Below are 17,681 nucleotides of genomic sequence, written 5' to 3'. Positions count from 1 at the left end.
ATTATACTGTAAATTTGTTTGATTTAAAATCATTTTTAAGATTAAAACTATATTCATTTGTAAAAAATACTAAGTAGAATATTTTATTCAAAGGTGAAAACGATGAAAGATGACCTTCATATAAACAAACGCAGATTCGAGCATTTTAAAAACCTTGTTGAAAATTATACCAGAACAAAACGTCATCTTGAAGAGTATGGTGAGATTTTGCCATATGAAAAGATTCAACAGGTTATTCAAAAGCAAAGGCGAAGAGAAGAACAAATAGAAAATATACAGAAAGCCATATTAAACGAACACGATAGGGAAGATGAAGTCAGAAATTTAGTTAAAAACTATCTCTATACAGAAGGATATTTGAAACATTATAAAGATAAGTTACCAAAACAAATTGTGAATAACATGCTTAGAAGGCAGACATTTAGAAAAATTCAACTGGAAAATTTAATAAAAAAGGTTGATGATGAAAAGTAAAGAATAAGGCTGCAAAAAATTATCAAAACTAATTATAGAAATATTTAAAAAAGGAGCTGAAATAAAATGAAGGCAACAGGGATTGTAAGAAGAATTGATGATTTGGGAAGAGTTGTAATCCCGAAAGAAATAAGAAGAACTCTTAAAATCAGAGAAGGTGACCCGCTTGAAATATATACCGATAACGAAGGTGAGGTAATCTTAAGGAAATATTCACCGATAGGCGAAATGGGAGCATTTGCCAAAGAATATGCTGAAACACTTCATCAGGTAAGTGGACATATCATAATTATCACTGATAGAGATAGAGTAATTGCTGTTGCAGGTGCTTCTAAAAAGGATTATATGGATAAGCCTTTGAGCCAAGAACTGGAAAGGGTGATAGAAGAAAATTCTATTGTTGTTGTGAAATCTGAAAATGACATGAGCAGCATACCGATTGTCGAAGGTGACACAACAAGATATACTGCGCAGATAGTAAGTCCTATACTTTCCGAAGGAAGTGTAATCGGTAGCGTGATTATGTGTTCAACACAATCCAATGTTGTTATGGGTGACTCAGAGTACAAGCTTGTTCAAGCTGCAACATCTTTTTTCGGAAAACAGCTTGAACAGTAGTTGTTTTTAACAAAATTTTAAGGTTAAACTGTAGGTTTTTAAACCTACAGTTTTTTTTAATGAAATATTCAAGTATAATAATCTGTGTAAAAAAAATTAATTTACTACAACGTAAACAATGCAACATGTTGGGGGTCATTAGATGTTCAAATTAAACGCAGACTTGACATCAGACAATTCACTGCGCAAAAGTCTCAATTTTGTAATACTTGGCATCACATTTGGCATAGTTTTTTTCAATGTAACAACAGGGTCACCAGTTGCAGGATTTGCAAAGGCTATAGGATTTGGCGATCTGATGTATGGTGTGATGCTTGCCCTGCCAGTGCTTGGTGGTGTAGCGCAAGTTTTTGCATCTTATTTTCTTGAAAAGTCAAAAAAAAGAAAGTTTATATTTTTAATAAGCGGATTTATTCACAGACTACCATGGGCATTAATTGCCATTTTGCCACTGATTTTAAGAAAAGGCTCGTATATTTTGTTATTCTTTCTGGTACTATTGATGACAATATCTTCAATATCTAATTCGTTTACAAATGTTTCTTTCTGGTCATGGATTAATGACTTGGTCCCAATGCACATAAGAGGTAGGTTCTTTTCCAGAAGAGCAACAATCTCTACCATAGTTGGAATGCTCAGCGGACTTGCCATTGGTAAATTTCTGGACATTTATAATAACCTTTTAGGATTTTCTATAGTTTTTGTGTTTGCAGCTATAATGGGAATGCTTGATATTGCTTGTTTTTTCTTTGTAAAAGATATTCCTATGAAGGTCCAAAATCAACAAACTGATCTGAAAAATATGTTTGTTTCAACACTTAAAAATAATCATTTTAAAAAATTTATGGTCTTTTTTATCATTTGGAATTTTGGACTTAGCATTGCAGGTCCGTACTTTAATATGTATATGATAAAAAACCTCAAAATGAGTTATTTTGATATAATTCTCCTGACCCAGATTGTGAGCAACATTGTAACCATACTCACATTACCATACATAGGAAGAGTGGTAGATAAAATAGGTAACAGACCCATGCTCCTTTTTGCAGCAAGTATTTTGTCGTTCTTGCCTATTGTATGGTGCTTTACTAATGAAAACAATTACAAGTATTTAGTAGCTATAATAAGTATTTTTGCAGGACTGTTGTGGCCTATAATTGATATGAGTAACAATAATTTAATCCTGAAACTATCTGATCAAACCCAAACATCTATGTATGTTGGTGTTATAAACATGTTCAATGCAATATTTGGATCGGCTATTCCAATTATACTTGGAGGCTATCTTATAGAAGATATCGCACCTTATGTTGTTACTTTTTTCAAAAATTATATGCATTTTGATATAACTACATATCATGTTGCATTCTTTGTATCAGGTTTTTTAAGATTTTTATCTGTGATTTATCTTAAAAAGAACGTAAAGGAACCCGGCGCAAAGAGCCTCAAGAATGTTATCAAGAGTAAAATAAAAAGATCATAAAACGGACAAAATGCAAAAATGCCCAAAGCAAAATGAAGCTTTGGGCATTTTTTGAATTATCTATTTTTGATGTGCGACCAGGTCTGTAAGCCGAGTTCTGTCGAGAACGGCTATTTCTCTTTGGGTCTGACGTTGCCATCAGACCTCTTGCGACCAACCCGGGAACGCAGCGGGCCACTGCATTGTTCCCCTATTTGGTCTTGCTCCGGGTGGGGTTTGCACAGCCAGTCAGTCGCCTGACTGCTGGTGAGCTCTTACCTCACCTTTTCACCCTTACCATCCATGCAAAAATGGACGGCGGTTCTTTTCTGTTGCACTTTCCTTGGAGTCGCCTCCACTGGGTGTTACCCAGCACCCTGCCCTGTGGAGCTCGGACTTTCCTCACAAGGGTTATTCCCTTGCGCAGCCGTTCGACCTGCTCGCATATTATATATTATAAATTCTATTTAAATTATGTCAACTGCTACTTTTCTCTGTTTATCAAATAATTGGTAAGCTCTATAAGAAGTTCTGAATTGTCATACTTTTTTATCACATCTATGGCTTTCTTAGAATAATGTTCAACAAGCTGTTGTGCTTTTCCCAAACCATAAAAGGTTACAAAGGTATTCTTCTTTTCTTTTATATCCTTTCCTATGCTCTTGCCCACTTTTTTACTGTCACCAATAACATCCAAAACATCATCTCTTATTTGAAAGGCAAGACCAAGATTTTTACCGTATTCCTCCAAGTCAGATACAACATCATCTTCTGCGGCTGCTACAAGAGCTCCGCATACACACGATGCCTGAATCAATCTTGAGGTTTTCTTCAAGTGCATCTCAAACAAAAGTTCTTCACTTTTAATATCCTGTCCAGAGTTTGTTATATCAATAACCTGACCACCTATCATACCTTCCACACCAGATGCCCAGAAAAGGTATTTAGCTGCTTTTACTAAATTTTTATCACAGCCATAACGCAATATCCAGTCCATGCAAACTTCTGCTGCTAAATTTAAAAGTGCATCTCCTGCTAAAATAGCTATTGCTTCTCCAAACACAACATGATTTGTCGGTTTTCCTCTGCGCAAAACATCATTGTCCATCGCCGGCAAGTCGTCGTGAATAAGAGAATAAGTGTGAATAAGTTCTATTGCAGATGCAATATCCAAAATCTTTTCGTCTACTATTTGGTCTTTTGAAACCATCTGATATGAAAGCAAACACAGCAAAGGTCTTAGCCTTTTTCCCCCTGCAAAAACGCTGTATCGCATAGCCTGATATATTATTTCTGGAGACCTTTCTTTTAAAATTTTTTCTAAATTCTCTTCTACTTTTTTCTGTGAAAGGTATATATATTCCTCTAATTTCCTGCTTATCATTCTTTCTGCCCTAAGCCTCCATAAATATCATTGGTAATGTCATCTTGAATGTATTCTCCATTTAGTTTTTCAATTAACACTACTCTCTTTTCCACGCTGCGGAGTATATCATTGCAAACCTTTGTAAGCCTAATTCCCTCTTCGTAAAGCTTTATAGCCTCCTCAAGAGAAAGATTACCATCTTCCAAGCTCTTTACAATCTCCTCTAATCTTTTCATCGCATCTTCAAATTTTATATCTTTTTGCACTTCACACATCACTTTCAGCTCCTTTTTGCTTGAAAAACACCTTAGATTTTATTATACCATCTGAAAGTTGAGTAACTATCTCATCTCCATTACTTACCTGCGAAATGGAAGTCAAAATCTTAGAATTATGTAATGTTATAGAATACCCCCTCTTTAAAACATTAAGAGGATTTAGAGCAATTAATTTTTCCAGATTTACCTTATATGCAAACTCTTTTTGCTGAAAAATCTTCTTGAAAGCTTCCCCAAGCCTTTTGCTACATATATCAAAATTTGTTCTCGCAATCGAAAGCCTTGATTCAGGATTCAAATCAGCCAATCTTTTTTCAAAATTCTTCAAATTTCTATGAGCTTCATGGAGCTTTCTACTAATTGCAAAAGAAAGCTTGTGGCAATACAAATCAATATCCTGTGCACGTTTTGCAACGGTATTTGCTGGCGAATTTTGGTATAATTTGTATTGAAGTATTCCTACTTTCTCTTTGACATTATTAAATTTCTTTTCAATTGCACTTTTCATTTTCTTTTGATATTCAATCAGTTTCTCCAGTGCCTGTTTCTGAAAACTCACCACCATTTCGCCGGCATTGGTGGGAGTTATAGCCCTCATGTCCGCAACAAAGTCACTTAAAACATAGTCCCTCTCATGCCCTACCGCTGATATAATAGGAATTTTAGATTCAAATATCTTCCTTACTACCATCTCATTGTTGAACGCCATTAAATCTTCAAATGCGCCGCCACCACGTCCAACAATAATAACCTCAACAGGCTCCTCGGTGTTAAAATATTCTATTCCTTCGCAAATCTCATATGGAGCGTTTTGTCCCTGAACTGAGCAGCTGTAAATATATACCTGAATGTTTTCAAATCGGGTATAAATTGTATTAAGAATGTCCCTGATTGCTGCGCCATTTTTTGAAGTAACTATTCCCACTTTTTTAGGATAACGTGGAATTTCTTTTTTGTATTTTGAATCAAAAAGTCCCTCCTGTCTTAGCTTTTCTTCAAGTTGTTTTAATTTTACAAACAGCTCTCCAAGTCCTATATCAGTGATTTCGCTTACCTTTAGCTCAATTATCCCTTCTTTTTCATAAAAAATGACATTGCCCTTTACAAGCACTTTTGAGCCATGCTTTATCTCAACATTTTTGTCAAACCAAAAAAATACACACTTTATTTTTGCATCATATTCTAAATCCTTCAGTTCAAAATAAAGATGGTCACCTGAAACTGAAGGTCTTATAACTTCACCTTTTAGGTATATGTTTTTCAAAAGCACATCCATTTCAACTTTCTTTTTTAAATAGCTTGTAAGCTCATAAACGCTCCATTCTTTCTTAGAAACTATATTGCTTATCATCATGATTTCTGGCCTCTTTTCACCTCATTTGCAGCAATCCTGCCAAGTATACCGTTCACAAAGCTTGGCGCCTTTTCTATCCCAAATATACTTGCCATGTCAACAGCCTCGTCAATTGCAACAGAAACAGGCACTTCCTCTTCAAATAAAAGCTCATACACAGCAATTCTCATAAGTTCAAGCTCAACCATTGGAAGTCTGCTAAGTGGCCAATCTTTTGAGTACTTTTCAATAATGTTATCTATTTTTTGCTGGTTTTGAATTACTCCTTTTAATAATCTTTCAAGATACTTCTCATCTATGTCCTTGAAATCTTCATCTTGATTTAATTCTCTAAACTTTTTGTAAAATTCTATTATGTCTTGTGTATTATTTTCAAATCTGTAAGCATACAAGATTTTCATGCAGAGTTCTCTTGTCTTCCTTCTTCTGTGCATTTTTTTTCATTTTCAACCCCTTTTTTACCATGGTAAGTGTTTGTCTAAAAACTCAATTAGTTTTTTCTTTTCAAAATATCGTCCGCCTATAAATATTCCAACCGCTATGCAGATGAATATAAACAGTGTTTTAAAAAAACCAAAAATAAGCACAAATATTGCAAATACAAGACCAATCAGCCCGCCTATTACTTCTCCTAAATGTTTTACTAAAAATTCCTTCAACAAATCCATTTTAACACCCCTACCTCAAATGAGTAATAGGTACTTGCGGGGCAACCATATCCTTCACGTGAAAGTTAATAGCTTTAACAGTGATTCCTATTGCCACTTCCACATGACTCTTTATAGCATTTTGAACCTCTTTTGTCAACTCAGGCACATTGATATCATTTGTGACAATAGCATCAATGTAATATATAACACCACTTTCGTCAAACTCTATCTCAATTGAGGCATCTTTTATTCCCTTTATATCCTTTACTGCATTGTACCCTGCAGACTCAAATGTCTTTGGTGAGATTAAGAGATTTCCAAACTCGTTTGTGTGAATTATCCCAAGCCTTGCTTTTTTCTTCTTAACACCAATAAACATTACTGAAAACCCCATTATTATCAGAAGTAGCGGTATGATGGCATATATGGGTGTGTTCATATAATTATATACAGCAGCCTGAACTGTATCTACGTCAAAGATGTTGAGTGGAAGCAAAATAGCAATTACTGAAAAAAATATTACAATTAACGTAAATATGGTCAAAAGTATTCTCTCACCAATTTTCATTTGCACCTTTCCTCCTCACAAAAATGAGAGTAAATCTCTGCTGCCCAGAGATTTACTCTGCCACCTCTTCTTTTTGCTCTTCTTTTTCAAACTTTATCCCCTGAACATGTATATTGACTTCAACAACTTTCAAGCCTGTCATGCTCTCAACAGCACTCTTTACTCTCTCCTGAATCTCCCATGCGACCTCTGGAATTCTGACACCATACTCTACTGTTATGTAGATATCAATTGCCGCTTCTTTTTCTCCAACTTGGACTTTTACACCTTTTGCTAAGTTCTTTTTACCCAGAGCTTCTGTAATATTGCCTGTCCAAGACCCAACCATTGATGCAACACCTTTTACTTCAGAGGCTGCAACAGCTGCAATTATAGCCACAACTTCTTCAGCAATCTTTACAACCCCACCCATTGTTTCGCCAATAGTGTTTTCTGACATTTTAAAATACCTCCTCAATCTTTAATAAGAATTTTCATTCTATGTTATATATTATACCCTATACTTTTTTGTTTTAACAACATCAGTTAATTTAAGTTTTTACTTTGAGACACTCTTATCTTGTTAAAATCCACCTTAAATACGTTCATTATCACATTCTGAATCTGAATTAGCTCTCTCTTTTCAAGCTTCTTTTGTACCACAACATATATTGTATCATCTGTATAAAACACTGCACTCTCTCCCAAACCCTTGGAACTTAGAACATTTTCGCATGTCATTTCCTTGTTGCTGATATCAATAATTTTAGCTATCTTATCATCAATCTTTTTCTGAGCATTTGCATCAGCTTGGTCATTTAAAAGAGACTTTAAAAGGTTTATCTCTTTAGAGCGTTCTATTTCTCTTTTTAGCTTCATTTCATCAATTGTACTCTCTTCAGCATCGCTTTCACTTTTGTGTACAGTCGGATTACTTACTTCAATTACAGAAGGGTTTATCTTCTTTTTATTTCCAAGCTCCACTCTTGAATTTATAATTCCTGCTACTATAAGCAAGATGACAAGCGAAATTGTCATAAGCTGTCTTTTGCTATATACTTTTACAAATATCTTCTTGTTCACTTAACAAACACCTCCACTTTATCAGGAGTTATACCAAGCACAGTTGATGCAGCCTTAACAAGACCTATATATACCTTCTTATCCCTTGCTCCTTTGGAAACTATAGCCACTCCTCTGACTTTTGGGTATATCCTTTTCACCACAAAAGGTTTTGATTCACCTTGCTGTTGCAACACAACTACTTTGCTATCTATTTCTTCTTCAGAAATGGTTGTATTTTGGTTTTGTTTTTCACTTCGCCTGTTCTCTCTTGTTTCAGTAGCAAGCACGTACTCATAGCAGTCGTCAAAAGTTATCATCACTGAAACATCTCTTGTTGGGTCTATTTCCTTTAATATACCCTCAAGTTTTTTCTCAATTAGCTGTTCATACTGCTGCCCATCCTCTTGAATTTCTTGTTGTTTTATAGTAGCACTTGTTTGTTTTGAAGATGTAGAAAAGTTTGAAGAAACTACAAGAAGAAATATTCCACATACGCCCAAAAAAATAATCAAATCTTTGATTTTCATAACATTTTCAAGCAAATTTTTTATCTTTCTCAAATCAGCCATTTTTCTTCACCTCAGCTTTTGGAAATAGATTTTATCTTTGCGCACATGATACTTGTTTGAAATTATCTCAACCACCTTACCATCATACTCACCTTCAATTTTTATTTCATTTATCTTACCAAAATCAGGCGAATCCATGTTTTCATAGATGTTCATTTCAACAATCTGTATCTCTTTTCCACAGGTAGAACTAACATCATCTTTAATTTCATCTTGCAATTTACTTTTATACTCTTGTACAAGAGCTTCCCTGTAGATGTCTTGAGAGTAAATTCCTTGCTGGTTAAATTCGCTCTCTATCCTCTGTAGAGTTTTTTGAAACTCAAACTTTAAAAAATCTGATTTTTGGACAATGGGCGCTATTAATACCATACTTACTATCAGTCCCAGAAAAACATTTATGTATTTTCTGTATCTTTCATTTACTAAGTTTTCAATTAAAATTGAAATTATTACTATATAAAACAGAGAGAGGCTAATTTCGTTTAGAACCTCCTGCATGTTCTCACCTTCCAACCTGAAGCAAAAAGAGGGTTGAGGAGAACGCAACAACAAACATACACAAAGCTGTAAATGCTATTGCAAAAATCAAAATGAGTACGTCGGCATAGTCATCCAAAAACTGGGCAAGCATTGCATCACCAACTAAACCTACAAAAATAGCTGCCACTCTGAATACCACAAACACTGCTAAAATTTTTAATAGGGAAACTCCAATCCCTATCAGCAAAACTATCAAGCCTACTACACCAAGAGAATTTTTCACTATCGCAAGGCTTGTCGCAAGAGTATCAGCGGCATCGGATAATATCTTTCCTACAAATGGCACAAAGTTACCAACGCTGTATTTTATTGATTTTGTAATTAAGCTGTCCACTGTAACATTTGCAATACCTTCGACAGAAACAATAGCCACAAACACAACAATCCCAACTACTGTACACCACATCAACGCAGTTTTACAGAAACCCAGAACCCTTCTCAATCCTAATCTTCCACTATCAATATTCGATAAAATACTAATAAGTATGTAAGTATATGCAAAGGGGGAGATGATGTTTTTCAAAAATTCAGATGAGAATACAATGGCAAACATTATCTTGGGGCTCATTGCAGCCGCATATGTTGGATATCCCATAGAAGCTATCAGAGAAACAAAAAGAGGAAAAAATACTTCAGCAAAATTGCACGCATTTTGAACTGTCTGCTGGGCATCTAAAAGAACATCTTTTAAATTTTGAAGTACAATCAAAACCTCTGTAAAGAAAAAAGCCAAAAACGTTACATTTGCAACCGACTGATTCTTAAGACCTGTTTGAACGCTTGCAATGAGTATATATAATAGGGCTATAATAAGTATCAAACTTATTTGACGAAAAGTAGAAAAAATCTGTCCCATTATTTTCTCTTTTAAAATATTTACCATATCTAAGGTTGCTCTTTTTTGTTTTACAATACTTTCCAGATAACTACTTATATCTTTTTCAGTGTAGTCATTTAAAATTTGTTTCGTTTTTTTGATGTATTCTTGCGAAATCTGGGATGCTTGGCAACATTCAAGTGCTACTATGAAAAATACAAGTATACACACTGAAACTAAACTCTTTTGTCCCATCATTCATTCCTCTTATCTTAAAAATTTAGTAATCAAATCGAATAGGCTCATTATTAAAGGAAGTGATAAAAACAAGATTATAACTTTTGCTGCAAATTCTACCTTTTCAGCAATTGCACTCTCACCGCTGTCTTTACACACGCTTGCTGTATACTCTGAAACCAGTGCAATACCAGTCATTTTTATTAGCGTCTTTACATAGCCGCTTGCAAAAGAGACTCTATTGCTCATCTCAACAATCTTCTCAACAGCATACACAAGTTTATCAATCAGCATCAAAAAAATGAGTATTCCAACAATGACCGCCACAGCAAGTCCAATCTCTTTTTGAGTTCTTTTTAATATACTCACAACAAATATTGAGACCATGCAAAGCGCAACGATATTTAATATTTCCATTTTTCGTGGTCCCTCAGCATCTTAGTAAAGATTGAAAACTGATTTAACAGTATCAAAAAACCTTCTTATGAGGTCAATTATGAGAAAAAGTACAATTATAACTCCTACAAGGGTTGTCATCATCGCAAGTTCTTCCTTTTCAGCTTTTGCAAGCACTTGATTTACAAGGTACAGGATTATACCTATTACTGCTATCTTGAAAATCAAATCTATTCCATTCATCAATTCTTACACCTCAACCCACTTATAGAAGTAATATGCAAAGAGACACTCCACAAAAAATCCCAAGTACAGCAAACATTTTGCTATTTTTCTTGTATTTGAGCTTGTAAGTATCGTAGTATTCTCTAAGTTCTCTGATTCCTTCATCCAAAACCTTTTCTATCTCGCTTATAGAATAAAAAGCTATGACATTAAAAAGGCTAACAAGAAGGCTATGAAGATTTTCATCAAGTTGATAAACATTTTTAACATCACTTTGGTTTTTCCCTATGGACAAAAAGTAGTATTCAATTACCTGATTAAACTTACTTTCCTCTTTGAGCTTAAAATTTTCCAAAATCTCGGCAAACGTCAGACGTGCTGCAATTACATTTGCTTTTGCATATGTAAAAAATACTATCATATGGTTTACAATCTTTACCTGCTGCCACAGCTTCAAGGTTTGATAGTACCCAATCATGCAAGAAGAAAAAATAATCAAAACCGAACCAATTACCTTAATCACCATTTCTCTCTTCACCCAGTGATACTATTTTTTCAATAGTTCCGGGACCGTTTTTAGAACTTAAGACAATCACCTTTTCAAATACACCTTGATTGATTATTTTTTTAGAAAACTCCCTCATATAAATGTCTTTTATCGACTCTGCGTGCATTGTTGCAATTATTCTAACACCCATTTTTGATGCTTCACAAACTGCCAAATAATCAGAAGGCGACCCAAGCTCATCCATCGCAATTATCTGAGGATTTAAACTTCTCACAGCCATTAAAATCCCTCTGAGCTTATCCACTCCGTCCAATACAAAGGTTCTGATACCAATCTCCCTTTTGTCATTATTCTCTGTACAAATCTCAGACCTTTCATCAATTACCACTACTCTTAATCCTCTTCCTGCCAAAATTCCTTCACCAGAGCTTAAGATTCTTATAATGTTTCTGAGAAGTGTAGTTTTCCCACAGCCAGGCGGGGAGATTATGAGAGTGTTATAGATACTATCAAGATTCTCTTTCACTATACTTTTCAAAATTTTTTCAGATTCTATTCTAACTGTTTTCGCCACTCTAATATTAAGCCCACTGATTGAACTGACAAAACCCTGTTTGTTCCCATTTTCGAACGTGAATTTTCCAGCAACTCCAATTCTGTGCCCACCGTTAACTGTAAAGTATCCCTGGAGTATATTTTTTTCGTATGTAAACAGAGAGTTGTTTGTCAGCCTGCTTATACATTTGTTTAAAATCTCTTTTGTAATTATCAAACTTTCAAAGACATACTCTCTTTTACCAATTACAATTAGTGGACAGTTTAAGTTTATTTTTATCTCACAAATTTCATGAAGATTTTCTTCAAAGGTTGTTTTGATTGTGTAAACAATCTCGGCAGGAAGCCTGTCAAGGAGTTTCTCAACTTCTGTATTTATACTTAAAGCTGTCATTAAGACCTCACATTCCTTTCTCATTTGTTCTATATTAAATTATTATTATGTTACCCAGAAGATTATGAGAAAAAATAAGAGCTGCAAATTTTGATTACTTGCAGCTCTTAAAAAGTGTGTACAAATCTTTATTTACTCTTCCAGCGTAAAGTTTATCCTCTCAATAGAAACTGCTTTTCCGCTGTTGTTGTCCACTTCAAACACAATTCCGTTGAACTGAGCTTTACCTTTGGCAACCTCAAACCTGACAGGAAGAAGGGTTGTGAATTTTTGAATTACAATATCCTTGTCAACACCCAAAACAGAGTCATACGGCCCTGTCATACCAATATCTGTTATATAAGCTGTACCGTTTGGAAGTATTTTTTCATCTGCTGTTTGCACATGTGTGTGAGTTCCATAAAGACAAGAAACACGGCCATCAACATAAAAGCCAAGTGCTATCTTTTCTGATGTGGCTTCTGCATGAAAATCAACAATGATTATTGGACATTCTATTTTTTTCAAAATCTCATCAATTTTCCTAAAAGGACAGTCCAAATTTTCCATAAATACTCTGCCACACAAGTTAATAACTGTAAATTTTACATTATTTTTTTCAAACACATTATATCCTCTGCCCGGAGTAGTACCCTCGGGATAATTTGCAGGTCTTATTATCCTGGTCTCATTTTCTATGAAAGAAAAAATCTCTTTATTTGCCCACACATGGTTTCCCATTGTCATAACATCAATTCCTATAGAAAAAAGCTCATCAGCGACCTTTTTGGTAAGTCCATTACCGCCCGCAGCATTCTCACAGTTAGCAATCACAACGTCTATCTTGTAGTTTTCCTTAAGTTTAGATAGGGTGCTCTTTAGAATGTTTCTCCCCGGTCTTCCAACAACGTCTCCTATAGCTAAAAATCTCATTCCATACCTCCAGATATTTTCCAGAATAAATTTATAAAAAGCGTGTCTTGTTCAAAGCTTTTAAAAGCCATGAACAAAACACGCTTTTTTTCTCATTTTGCATATTCAACTGCTCGAACTTCTCTGATTACATTTACCTTTATCTGACCTGGATAATCAAGCTCACTTTCAATTCTCTTTACTATCTCTCTTGCCATTATAACAATATCATCATCACTCACATGGTCAGGCTTTACCATTATTCTTATCTCTCTTCCTGCTTGAATTGCATAAGCCTTTTCAACACCATCAAAAGAATTCGCAATCTCTTCAAGTTTCTGAAGTCTTTTGATATAAGACTCAAGAGATTCTCTTCGAGCTCCTGGTCGTGCCGCTGAAACAGAGTCAGCAGCCTGAATTAACACATTGTAAATTGACCTTGTTTCCATCTCACCGTGATGCCCACCAATCGCTTCAAGGACATCCGGGTTTGTCTCCTTGTATTTTTTAGCAAGCTCATAACCAATCAGGGCATGTGACCCTTCCATTTCATGGTCAACTGCTTTGCCAATGTCATGCAAAAGACCTGCACGCTTTGCAATGCTCTGGTCAAGACCGAGCTCTGCTGCCATGATACCTGCTATGTTTGCTACCTCAATAGAATGTGCAAGAACATTTTGACCGTAGCTTGTTCTGTACTTAAGTTTTCCTATGAGCTTAATGAGTTCTGGATGCAAGTTGTGAATCCCAAGCTCAAATACAACCCTTTCTCCTTCTTCTCGAATCTTATTCTCAACCTCTCGTTTTGCTTTTTCGTACATTTCTTCAATTCGCGCAGGATGTATTCGCCCATCTAAAATGAGCTTTTCAAGCGTCAATTTTGCTATCTCACGCCTTATCGGGTCAAACCCTGATAATATTACTGCCTCGGGTGTGTCGTCAATTATAAGGTCTATTCCTGTGACAGTCTCAAATGTCTTTATGTTTCTTCCTTCTCTACCTATGATTCTACCTTTCATTTCATCATTTGGGAGTGTCACAACAGAAACAGTGTTTTCTGCAACATAGTCTGACGAATAGCGTTGGATAGCAGTAGCAATAATTTCTCTGGCTTTTTTGTCAGCCTCTTCTTTTGCTTGCTGTTCAAGCTCTTTTATCATGAGCGCAACGTCATGTTTGACATCTTGTTCAACACTCTTGAGTATAATTTGTTTTGCTTCTTCCTGAGTGAGCCCAGAAATTCTTTGCAGCTCTTCCTGCTCTTTTTGTTTTAAAAGTTCAATCTCCTCTTGAAGTTTTTGAATATCTTTCAGCTTCTGATTGAGCTGCTCTTCTTTTTCCTCTACAGACGCCATCTTTTTGTCAAGCATCTCTTCTTTTTGGATAAGTCTTCTTTCGAACCTCTGGAGCTCTGCTCTTCGTTCTCTTACCTCTCTGTCAAATTCGCTCCTTGCTCTGTGTATCTCTTCTTTTGCAAGGAGTGTTGCCTCCTTTTTGTATGCCTCGGCCTGTTTTTTGGCCTCCTCAACAATTCTTTGGGCTTCTTGTTCAGCACTTTTTATGGTCTTTTCTGCAATCTTCTTTCTATATAAATAGCCCAAGAAAAAGGCAACCATTGATGCTACCAAAACAATTGCTCCAATAATTACAAACTTCAATGTCTCACTAATCTTTTGCACCTCCTTTGTGTTGAATAAGTTAAAATTAAATTATAAAAAAACTGCTTCAATTAAATTTTATTACTTTTTGCATACAGTGTCAACAATGGCGTCTTCTCAATAATCTAAGAATTCTCTAATTTTTTCAACCACTGTATTGTAGTCATATCCTCTTGCCACAAACCACTTAATAACCTTTAAAATCTCTTTGCTATCCTCATTATCTACTCTCCTTAACTTCTTTTGTAAAAGCTTTACAAGAATTTCTTTATCATTTTCAGACTTTAAATTTAGCTTTGAAATTGTGGACGATTTGAACCCATTTTTCCGCAAAAGCTGTAATATCTCAAAGCTTGACTTTCTCTTTTGATACTTATTTACAAGCTTTTTGGCAGCTTCCAGCTCATCAATGTATCCGCTATTAACAAAATAAGCTACCGCTTTCAAAGCAGTAGCCGAATCATACCCGCGGGAAAGCAAATATTTGTAATATCCATATTCAGATTTGAGCGGATACCTTTGAATGTAGCTTACCAGCAACTTTTTTGCACTTTTAAGGCCACTTTCAAATAAAACCTCTTCCAATTCTTTTTGGTCTATCTCATCTTTTGCATACAATCTTCTTTCAAGATAGACCTCTCTGTCTATCTCAACTTCTTTGCCATCGTCAAAAACAAGCAAAGCTCTGTTCCCAACTATCTTTTTATCCAATATCCTCATTAATTTCACCACTCAACAGCAAATCCTCATCAGAAATCTCTGCTGTTGTCTTTATTTTCTCAAATGCAAGGTTTGCATTCTGCCTTATCTTTTCAATTATCTCCTGCATTATATCAGGATTTTCTTTCAAAAACTGTTTTGCGTTTTCTCTACCCTGACCAATCTTTTGACCGTTGTAGGTATACCACGCCCCACTCTTTTGAATAACATCGATGTTAACTGCAACATCTAAAACATTTCCTTCTTTTGAGATTCCTTCTCCATAAATCAAATCAAACTCAGCCTCTTTAAACGGTGGCGCAACCTTATTCTTCACAACCTTAACCTTTACCTTGCTGCCTATCGGTTGGCCTTGAGACTTGATAATCTCACCTTTTCTAACTTCTAATCTGACAGATGCATAGAACTTAAGCGCTCTACCACCTGGTGTTGTCTCAGGATTGCCAAACATTATCCCAACCTTTTCGCGAAGCTGGTTTATGAATATGACTGTGGTCTTTGTCTTGCTTGTAATACCGGCAAGCTTTCTGAGCGCCTGTGACATGAGCCTTGCCTGAAGCCCAACATGCGCCTCTCCCATCTCACCATCGATCTCTGCCTGAGGCACAAGCGCTGCAACAGAGTCAATTACAATAACATCTATTGCATTACTTCTAACAAGTGCCTCCACAATCTCCAAAGCCTGCTCGCCGCTGTCTGGCTGAGACACAATAAGATTGTTTATGTCAACACCAAGTTTTTTAGCATAAAATGGGTCAAGCGCATGCTCAGCGTCAATAAATGCTGCCTCACCACCCATTTTTTGTGCCTCTGCAATTATATGAAGCGCAATAGTGGTCTTACCAGATGACTCTGCACCATAAATCTCTACAATCCTGCCTCGCGGAACTCCTCCAACGCCAAGCGCAATGTCTAAAGAAAGCGCACCTGTGGGTATAACATCAATATTTTCTTTTGCCATCTCGCCAAGCTTCATTATAGCGCCTTTCCCGTAAGCCTTCTCAATGTCCATAATAACCTTGTCTAAAGCTTTTTTCTTATCTAAGTTTTCCATTTTTAACCCCCATCTTTTCGAACATATGTTTAGAATTATTATATACTTTTGCTTCTAATTTTTCAATAATCAATTATCTTTTTTCTCAAAATGTTGAGGGCAGCCTTTGAAGTCATCTCTTTTATCCTTAATCTGTCACCCGAAAACCTGAATTCAAAACTCTCAACATTATCTTTTGTTGCAATACCAATATATACAAGCCCTACAGGTTTTGTTTCACTCCCACCGCCTGGCCCTGCAATTCCTGTCACAGACAGTGCAATATCTGATAGCGAATTTGAAAGTGCTCCCTGTGCCATAAACCTGGCTGTCTGAGAACTTACTGCCCCGTGCTCTTTCAACACTTGCTCTGGAACACCAAGCAGTTTCATCTTGGCCTCATTTGAATATACTATAAACCCTCTGTCAAATACTTCGGATGCGCCTGGCACATTTGTAAGCTTGTTGCAGATAAGCCCTCCCGTGCACGACTCGGCAACGCTAACCTTTAACTTCTTTTCTGTAAGCAAGCCTATCACAACTTCTTCCAGCAGCTGTCTGTCAACACCATAAATATACTCTCCTAAACGCTCTCTTATTCTATATTCCATCGATTGAAGAAGTGATTTTGCAAGCTCTTCACTCTCTTTTTTTGTTGTAATTCTCAGCTCAACTTCAAACGGTTTTGCATAAAGAGCCATCGTTGGGTCTGTCTGAGAGAGGATTAAATCCTTCAGAGCCTCTTCAATAGAAGACTCACCTATTCCAATAAACTTTAACACTCTTGAGTAAATCTTTTGTTTTGAAAACTTCTCTAAATAAGGCAAGACTTCTTCTTCAAACATCGGCTGCATCTCAAAAGGAGGTCCAGGAAGCAAAATTGCAATCTTGCCGTCTTTTTCAATGATAAGTCCAGGTGCTGTACCATTTTTGTTGTGAAGAACTTTTGCACCTTCGGGAACATATGCCTGTTTTTTGTTAATCTGAGGCATCTTTACCTGCCTGCGTTCAAAAAAACTTTCAATTCTTCTTAATATATCTTCATCCAGCACAAGGGTCAAACCAAAATAATCTGCTACTGCTTCTTTTGTAATGTCATCAGATGTTGGACCAAGCCCTCCTGTAAAAATCAATACGTCAGACCTTTTTGTGGCTATATCAATTGCCATTTTGAGCCTTTCCATATTATCCCCAACAGTTGTCTGAAAATAAAGGTCAATACCAAGCTCGGCCAATTTTTGAGCAAGATATTGACTATTTGTGTTCAAAATCTGACCAAGCAACAGTTCTGTACCCACACAGATTATTTCAGCCACCATAA

General features: G+C 35.9%; 23 protein-coding genes and 1 other RNA gene. 3 read left to right on the top strand and 21 right to left on the bottom strand.

Annotated features, from left to right (window positions below; all coding sequences use genetic code 11):
- Window positions 1–102 precede the first annotated feature (102 nt).
- The 3 genes from ATHE_RS05040 (at window position 103) to ATHE_RS05030 (ending at window position 2,575) form a co-directional block, all read left to right on the top strand.
- Window positions 103–474 (top strand): hypothetical protein, encoded by a 372-nt coding sequence (locus ATHE_RS05040; RefSeq protein WP_015907522.1) that lies wholly within the window; start codon window positions 103–105, stop codon window positions 472–474.
- 66 nt (window positions 475–540) lie between these two features.
- A complete protein-coding gene (gene spoVT, locus ATHE_RS05035; RefSeq protein WP_015907521.1) occupies window positions 541–1,092 on the top strand; it encodes a stage V sporulation protein T in 552 nt (183 codons plus the stop codon).
- Window positions 1,093–1,234: 142 nt separating this feature from the next.
- Window positions 1,235–2,575 (top strand): MFS transporter, encoded by a 1,341-nt coding sequence (locus ATHE_RS05030; protein ID WP_015907520.1) that lies wholly within the window; start codon window positions 1,235–1,237, stop codon window positions 2,573–2,575.
- Between the two features lie 70 nt (window positions 2,576–2,645).
- On the opposite strand, the gene rnpB is transcribed toward ATHE_RS05030, so the two are convergent.
- The 21 genes from rnpB to ATHE_RS04930 all read right to left on the bottom strand — a co-directional run bounded on the left by rnpB (window position 2,646) and on the right by ATHE_RS04930 (window position 17,679).
- An RNA gene (gene rnpB, locus ATHE_RS14145) (RNase P RNA component class A) lies at window positions 2,646–2,997 on the bottom strand.
- 41 nt (window positions 2,998–3,038) lie between these two features.
- Window positions 3,039–3,938: a polyprenyl synthetase family protein gene (locus tag ATHE_RS05025; RefSeq protein WP_015907519.1), complete on the bottom strand. Its 900-nt coding sequence runs from the start codon at window positions 3,936–3,938 to the stop codon at window positions 3,039–3,041.
- Window positions 3,935–4,195 carry an exodeoxyribonuclease VII small subunit gene (gene xseB / locus ATHE_RS05020; RefSeq protein ID WP_015907518.1) on the bottom strand — a complete coding sequence of 87 codons (261 nt, stop codon included), beginning with the start codon at window positions 4,193–4,195 and terminating at the stop codon, window positions 3,935–3,937. Before xseB ends, ATHE_RS05025 begins: the two co-directional genes overlap by 4 nt.
- Window positions 4,188–5,552 (bottom strand): exodeoxyribonuclease VII large subunit, encoded by a 1,365-nt coding sequence (gene xseA / locus ATHE_RS05015; RefSeq protein WP_015907517.1) that lies wholly within the window; start codon window positions 5,550–5,552, stop codon window positions 4,188–4,190. Before xseA ends, xseB begins: the two co-directional genes overlap by 8 nt.
- A complete protein-coding gene (nusB, locus tag ATHE_RS05010; RefSeq protein WP_079504014.1) occupies window positions 5,549–5,986 on the bottom strand; it encodes a transcription antitermination factor NusB in 438 nt (145 codons plus the stop codon). Before nusB ends, xseA begins: the two co-directional genes overlap by 4 nt.
- Before the next feature lie 24 nt (window positions 5,987–6,010).
- Window positions 6,011–6,220: a DUF2273 domain-containing protein gene (locus ATHE_RS05005; protein ID WP_013403605.1), complete on the bottom strand. Its 210-nt coding sequence runs from the start codon at window positions 6,218–6,220 to the stop codon at window positions 6,011–6,013.
- Between the two features lie 10 nt (window positions 6,221–6,230).
- A complete protein-coding gene (gene amaP / locus ATHE_RS05000; RefSeq protein ID WP_015907515.1) occupies window positions 6,231–6,770 on the bottom strand; it encodes an alkaline shock response membrane anchor protein AmaP in 540 nt (179 codons plus the stop codon).
- A gap of 52 nt (window positions 6,771–6,822) precedes the next feature.
- Window positions 6,823–7,209: an Asp23/Gls24 family envelope stress response protein gene (locus ATHE_RS04995; protein WP_013411746.1), complete on the bottom strand. Its 387-nt coding sequence runs from the start codon at window positions 7,207–7,209 to the stop codon at window positions 6,823–6,825.
- An 86-nt stretch (window positions 7,210–7,295) separates the two neighbouring features.
- Complete coding sequence (locus ATHE_RS04990) at window positions 7,296–7,832, bottom strand: SpoIIIAH-like family protein (RefSeq protein ID WP_015907514.1); 537 nt, start codon at window positions 7,830–7,832, stop codon at window positions 7,296–7,298.
- Window positions 7,829–8,383 carry a hypothetical protein gene (locus tag ATHE_RS04985; protein WP_015907513.1) on the bottom strand — a complete coding sequence of 185 codons (555 nt, stop codon included), beginning with the start codon at window positions 8,381–8,383 and terminating at the stop codon, window positions 7,829–7,831. Before ATHE_RS04985 ends, ATHE_RS04990 begins: the two co-directional genes overlap by 4 nt.
- 6 nt (window positions 8,384–8,389) lie before the next feature.
- Entirely contained in the window at window positions 8,390–8,884 is a 495-nt protein-coding gene (locus tag ATHE_RS04980; protein WP_015907512.1) for a stage III sporulation protein AF, read from the bottom strand.
- A gap of 4 nt (window positions 8,885–8,888) precedes the next feature.
- Window positions 8,889–9,998, bottom strand: coding sequence for a stage III sporulation protein AE (locus tag ATHE_RS04975; RefSeq protein ID WP_041727112.1), 1,110 nt, complete (start codon window positions 9,996–9,998; stop codon window positions 8,889–8,891).
- A gap of 12 nt (window positions 9,999–10,010) precedes the next feature.
- Window positions 10,011–10,397 carry a SpoIIIAC/SpoIIIAD family protein gene (locus ATHE_RS04970; RefSeq protein WP_015907510.1) on the bottom strand — a complete coding sequence of 129 codons (387 nt, stop codon included), beginning with the start codon at window positions 10,395–10,397 and terminating at the stop codon, window positions 10,011–10,013.
- A gap of 21 nt (window positions 10,398–10,418) precedes the next feature.
- Window positions 10,419–10,619: a stage III sporulation protein AC gene (spoIIIAC, locus tag ATHE_RS04965; RefSeq protein ID WP_015907509.1), complete on the bottom strand. Its 201-nt coding sequence runs from the start codon at window positions 10,617–10,619 to the stop codon at window positions 10,419–10,421.
- Between the two features lie 22 nt (window positions 10,620–10,641).
- A complete protein-coding gene (locus ATHE_RS04960; RefSeq protein WP_015907508.1) occupies window positions 10,642–11,124 on the bottom strand; it encodes a stage III sporulation protein AB in 483 nt (160 codons plus the stop codon).
- Window positions 11,117–12,058, bottom strand: a complete 942-nt coding sequence (locus tag ATHE_RS04955; RefSeq protein WP_015907507.1) for an AAA family ATPase — start codon at window positions 12,056–12,058, stop codon at window positions 11,117–11,119. The genes ATHE_RS04960 and ATHE_RS04955 overlap by 8 nt, the downstream gene beginning before the upstream one ends.
- Before the next feature lie 132 nt (window positions 12,059–12,190).
- On the bottom strand, window positions 12,191–12,970 hold the full coding sequence (locus tag ATHE_RS04950; protein WP_015907506.1) for a TIGR00282 family metallophosphoesterase: 780 nt from the start codon (window positions 12,968–12,970) through the stop codon (window positions 12,191–12,193).
- A 92-nt stretch (window positions 12,971–13,062) separates the two neighbouring features.
- Window positions 13,063–14,628: a ribonuclease Y gene (gene rny, locus ATHE_RS04945; protein WP_013430636.1), complete on the bottom strand. Its 1,566-nt coding sequence runs from the start codon at window positions 14,626–14,628 to the stop codon at window positions 13,063–13,065.
- Window positions 14,629–14,724: 96 nt separating this feature from the next.
- Complete coding sequence (locus ATHE_RS04940) at window positions 14,725–15,327, bottom strand: regulatory protein RecX (protein ID WP_015907505.1); 603 nt, start codon at window positions 15,325–15,327, stop codon at window positions 14,725–14,727.
- Window positions 15,311–16,381 (bottom strand): recombinase RecA, encoded by a 1,071-nt coding sequence (gene recA, locus ATHE_RS04935; protein ID WP_015907504.1) that lies wholly within the window; start codon window positions 16,379–16,381, stop codon window positions 15,311–15,313. Before recA ends, ATHE_RS04940 begins: the two co-directional genes overlap by 17 nt.
- A 62-nt stretch (window positions 16,382–16,443) precedes the next feature.
- Complete coding sequence (locus tag ATHE_RS04930; RefSeq protein WP_015907503.1) at window positions 16,444–17,679, bottom strand: competence/damage-inducible protein A; 1,236 nt, start codon at window positions 17,677–17,679, stop codon at window positions 16,444–16,446.
- Window positions 17,680–17,681 lie beyond the last annotated feature (2 nt).

This window comes from Caldicellulosiruptor bescii DSM 6725 (assembly GCF_000022325.1).
Taxonomy (GTDB): domain Bacteria; phylum Bacillota; class Thermoanaerobacteria; order Caldicellulosiruptorales; family Caldicellulosiruptoraceae; genus Caldicellulosiruptor; species Caldicellulosiruptor bescii.
The sequence above is the reverse complement of the archived record's forward strand: the minus strand, read 5'-3'. Positions and strand labels throughout refer to the sequence as shown.

Coding starts and splice junctions, on each gene's coding strand:
- ATHE_RS04940 (WP_015907505.1), bottom strand. CDS start 15,327: ATGAGGATATTGGATAAAAAGATAGTTGGGAACAGAGCTTTGCTTGTT.
- ATHE_RS04955 (WP_015907507.1), bottom strand. CDS start 12,058: ATGACAGCTTTAAGTATAAATACAGAAGTTGAGAAACTCCTTGACAGG.
- ATHE_RS04980 (WP_015907512.1), bottom strand. CDS start 8,884: ATGCAGGAGGTTCTAAACGAAATTAGCCTCTCTCTGTTTTATATAGTA.
- ATHE_RS04970 (WP_015907510.1), bottom strand. CDS start 10,397: ATGGAAATATTAAATATCGTTGCGCTTTGCATGGTCTCAATATTTGTT.
- ATHE_RS04930 (WP_015907503.1), bottom strand. CDS start 17,679: ATGGTGGCTGAAATAATCTGTGTGGGTACAGAACTGTTGCTTGGTCAG.
- xseA (WP_015907517.1), bottom strand. CDS start 5,552: ATGATGATAAGCAATATAGTTTCTAAGAAAGAATGGAGCGTTTATGAG.
- recA (WP_015907504.1), bottom strand. CDS start 16,381: ATGGAAAACTTAGATAAGAAAAAAGCTTTAGACAAGGTTATTATGGAC.
- ATHE_RS05025 (WP_015907519.1), bottom strand. CDS start 3,938: ATGATAAGCAGGAAATTAGAGGAATATATATACCTTTCACAGAAAAAA.
- ATHE_RS04995 (WP_013411746.1), bottom strand. CDS start 7,209: ATGTCAGAAAACACTATTGGCGAAACAATGGGTGGGGTTGTAAAGATT.
- spoIIIAC (WP_015907509.1), bottom strand. CDS start 10,619: ATGAATGGAATAGATTTGATTTTCAAGATAGCAGTAATAGGTATAATC.
- ATHE_RS04975 (WP_041727112.1), bottom strand. CDS start 9,998: ATGGGACAAAAGAGTTTAGTTTCAGTGTGTATACTTGTATTTTTCATA.
- spoVT (WP_015907521.1), top strand. CDS start 541: ATGAAGGCAACAGGGATTGTAAGAAGAATTGATGATTTGGGAAGAGTT.
- xseB (WP_015907518.1), bottom strand. CDS start 4,195: ATGTGTGAAGTGCAAAAAGATATAAAATTTGAAGATGCGATGAAAAGA.
- nusB (WP_079504014.1), bottom strand. CDS start 5,986: ATGCACAGAAGAAGGAAGACAAGAGAACTCTGCATGAAAATCTTGTAT.
- amaP (WP_015907515.1), bottom strand. CDS start 6,770: ATGAAAATTGGTGAGAGAATACTTTTGACCATATTTACGTTAATTGTA.
- ATHE_RS05030 (WP_015907520.1), top strand. CDS start 1,235: ATGTTCAAATTAAACGCAGACTTGACATCAGACAATTCACTGCGCAAA.
- ATHE_RS05005 (WP_013403605.1), bottom strand. CDS start 6,220: ATGGATTTGTTGAAGGAATTTTTAGTAAAACATTTAGGAGAAGTAATA.
- ATHE_RS04985 (WP_015907513.1), bottom strand. CDS start 8,383: ATGGCTGATTTGAGAAAGATAAAAAATTTGCTTGAAAATGTTATGAAA.
- ATHE_RS04950 (WP_015907506.1), bottom strand. CDS start 12,970: ATGAGATTTTTAGCTATAGGAGACGTTGTTGGAAGACCGGGGAGAAAC.
- ATHE_RS05040 (WP_015907522.1), top strand. CDS start 103: ATGAAAGATGACCTTCATATAAACAAACGCAGATTCGAGCATTTTAAA.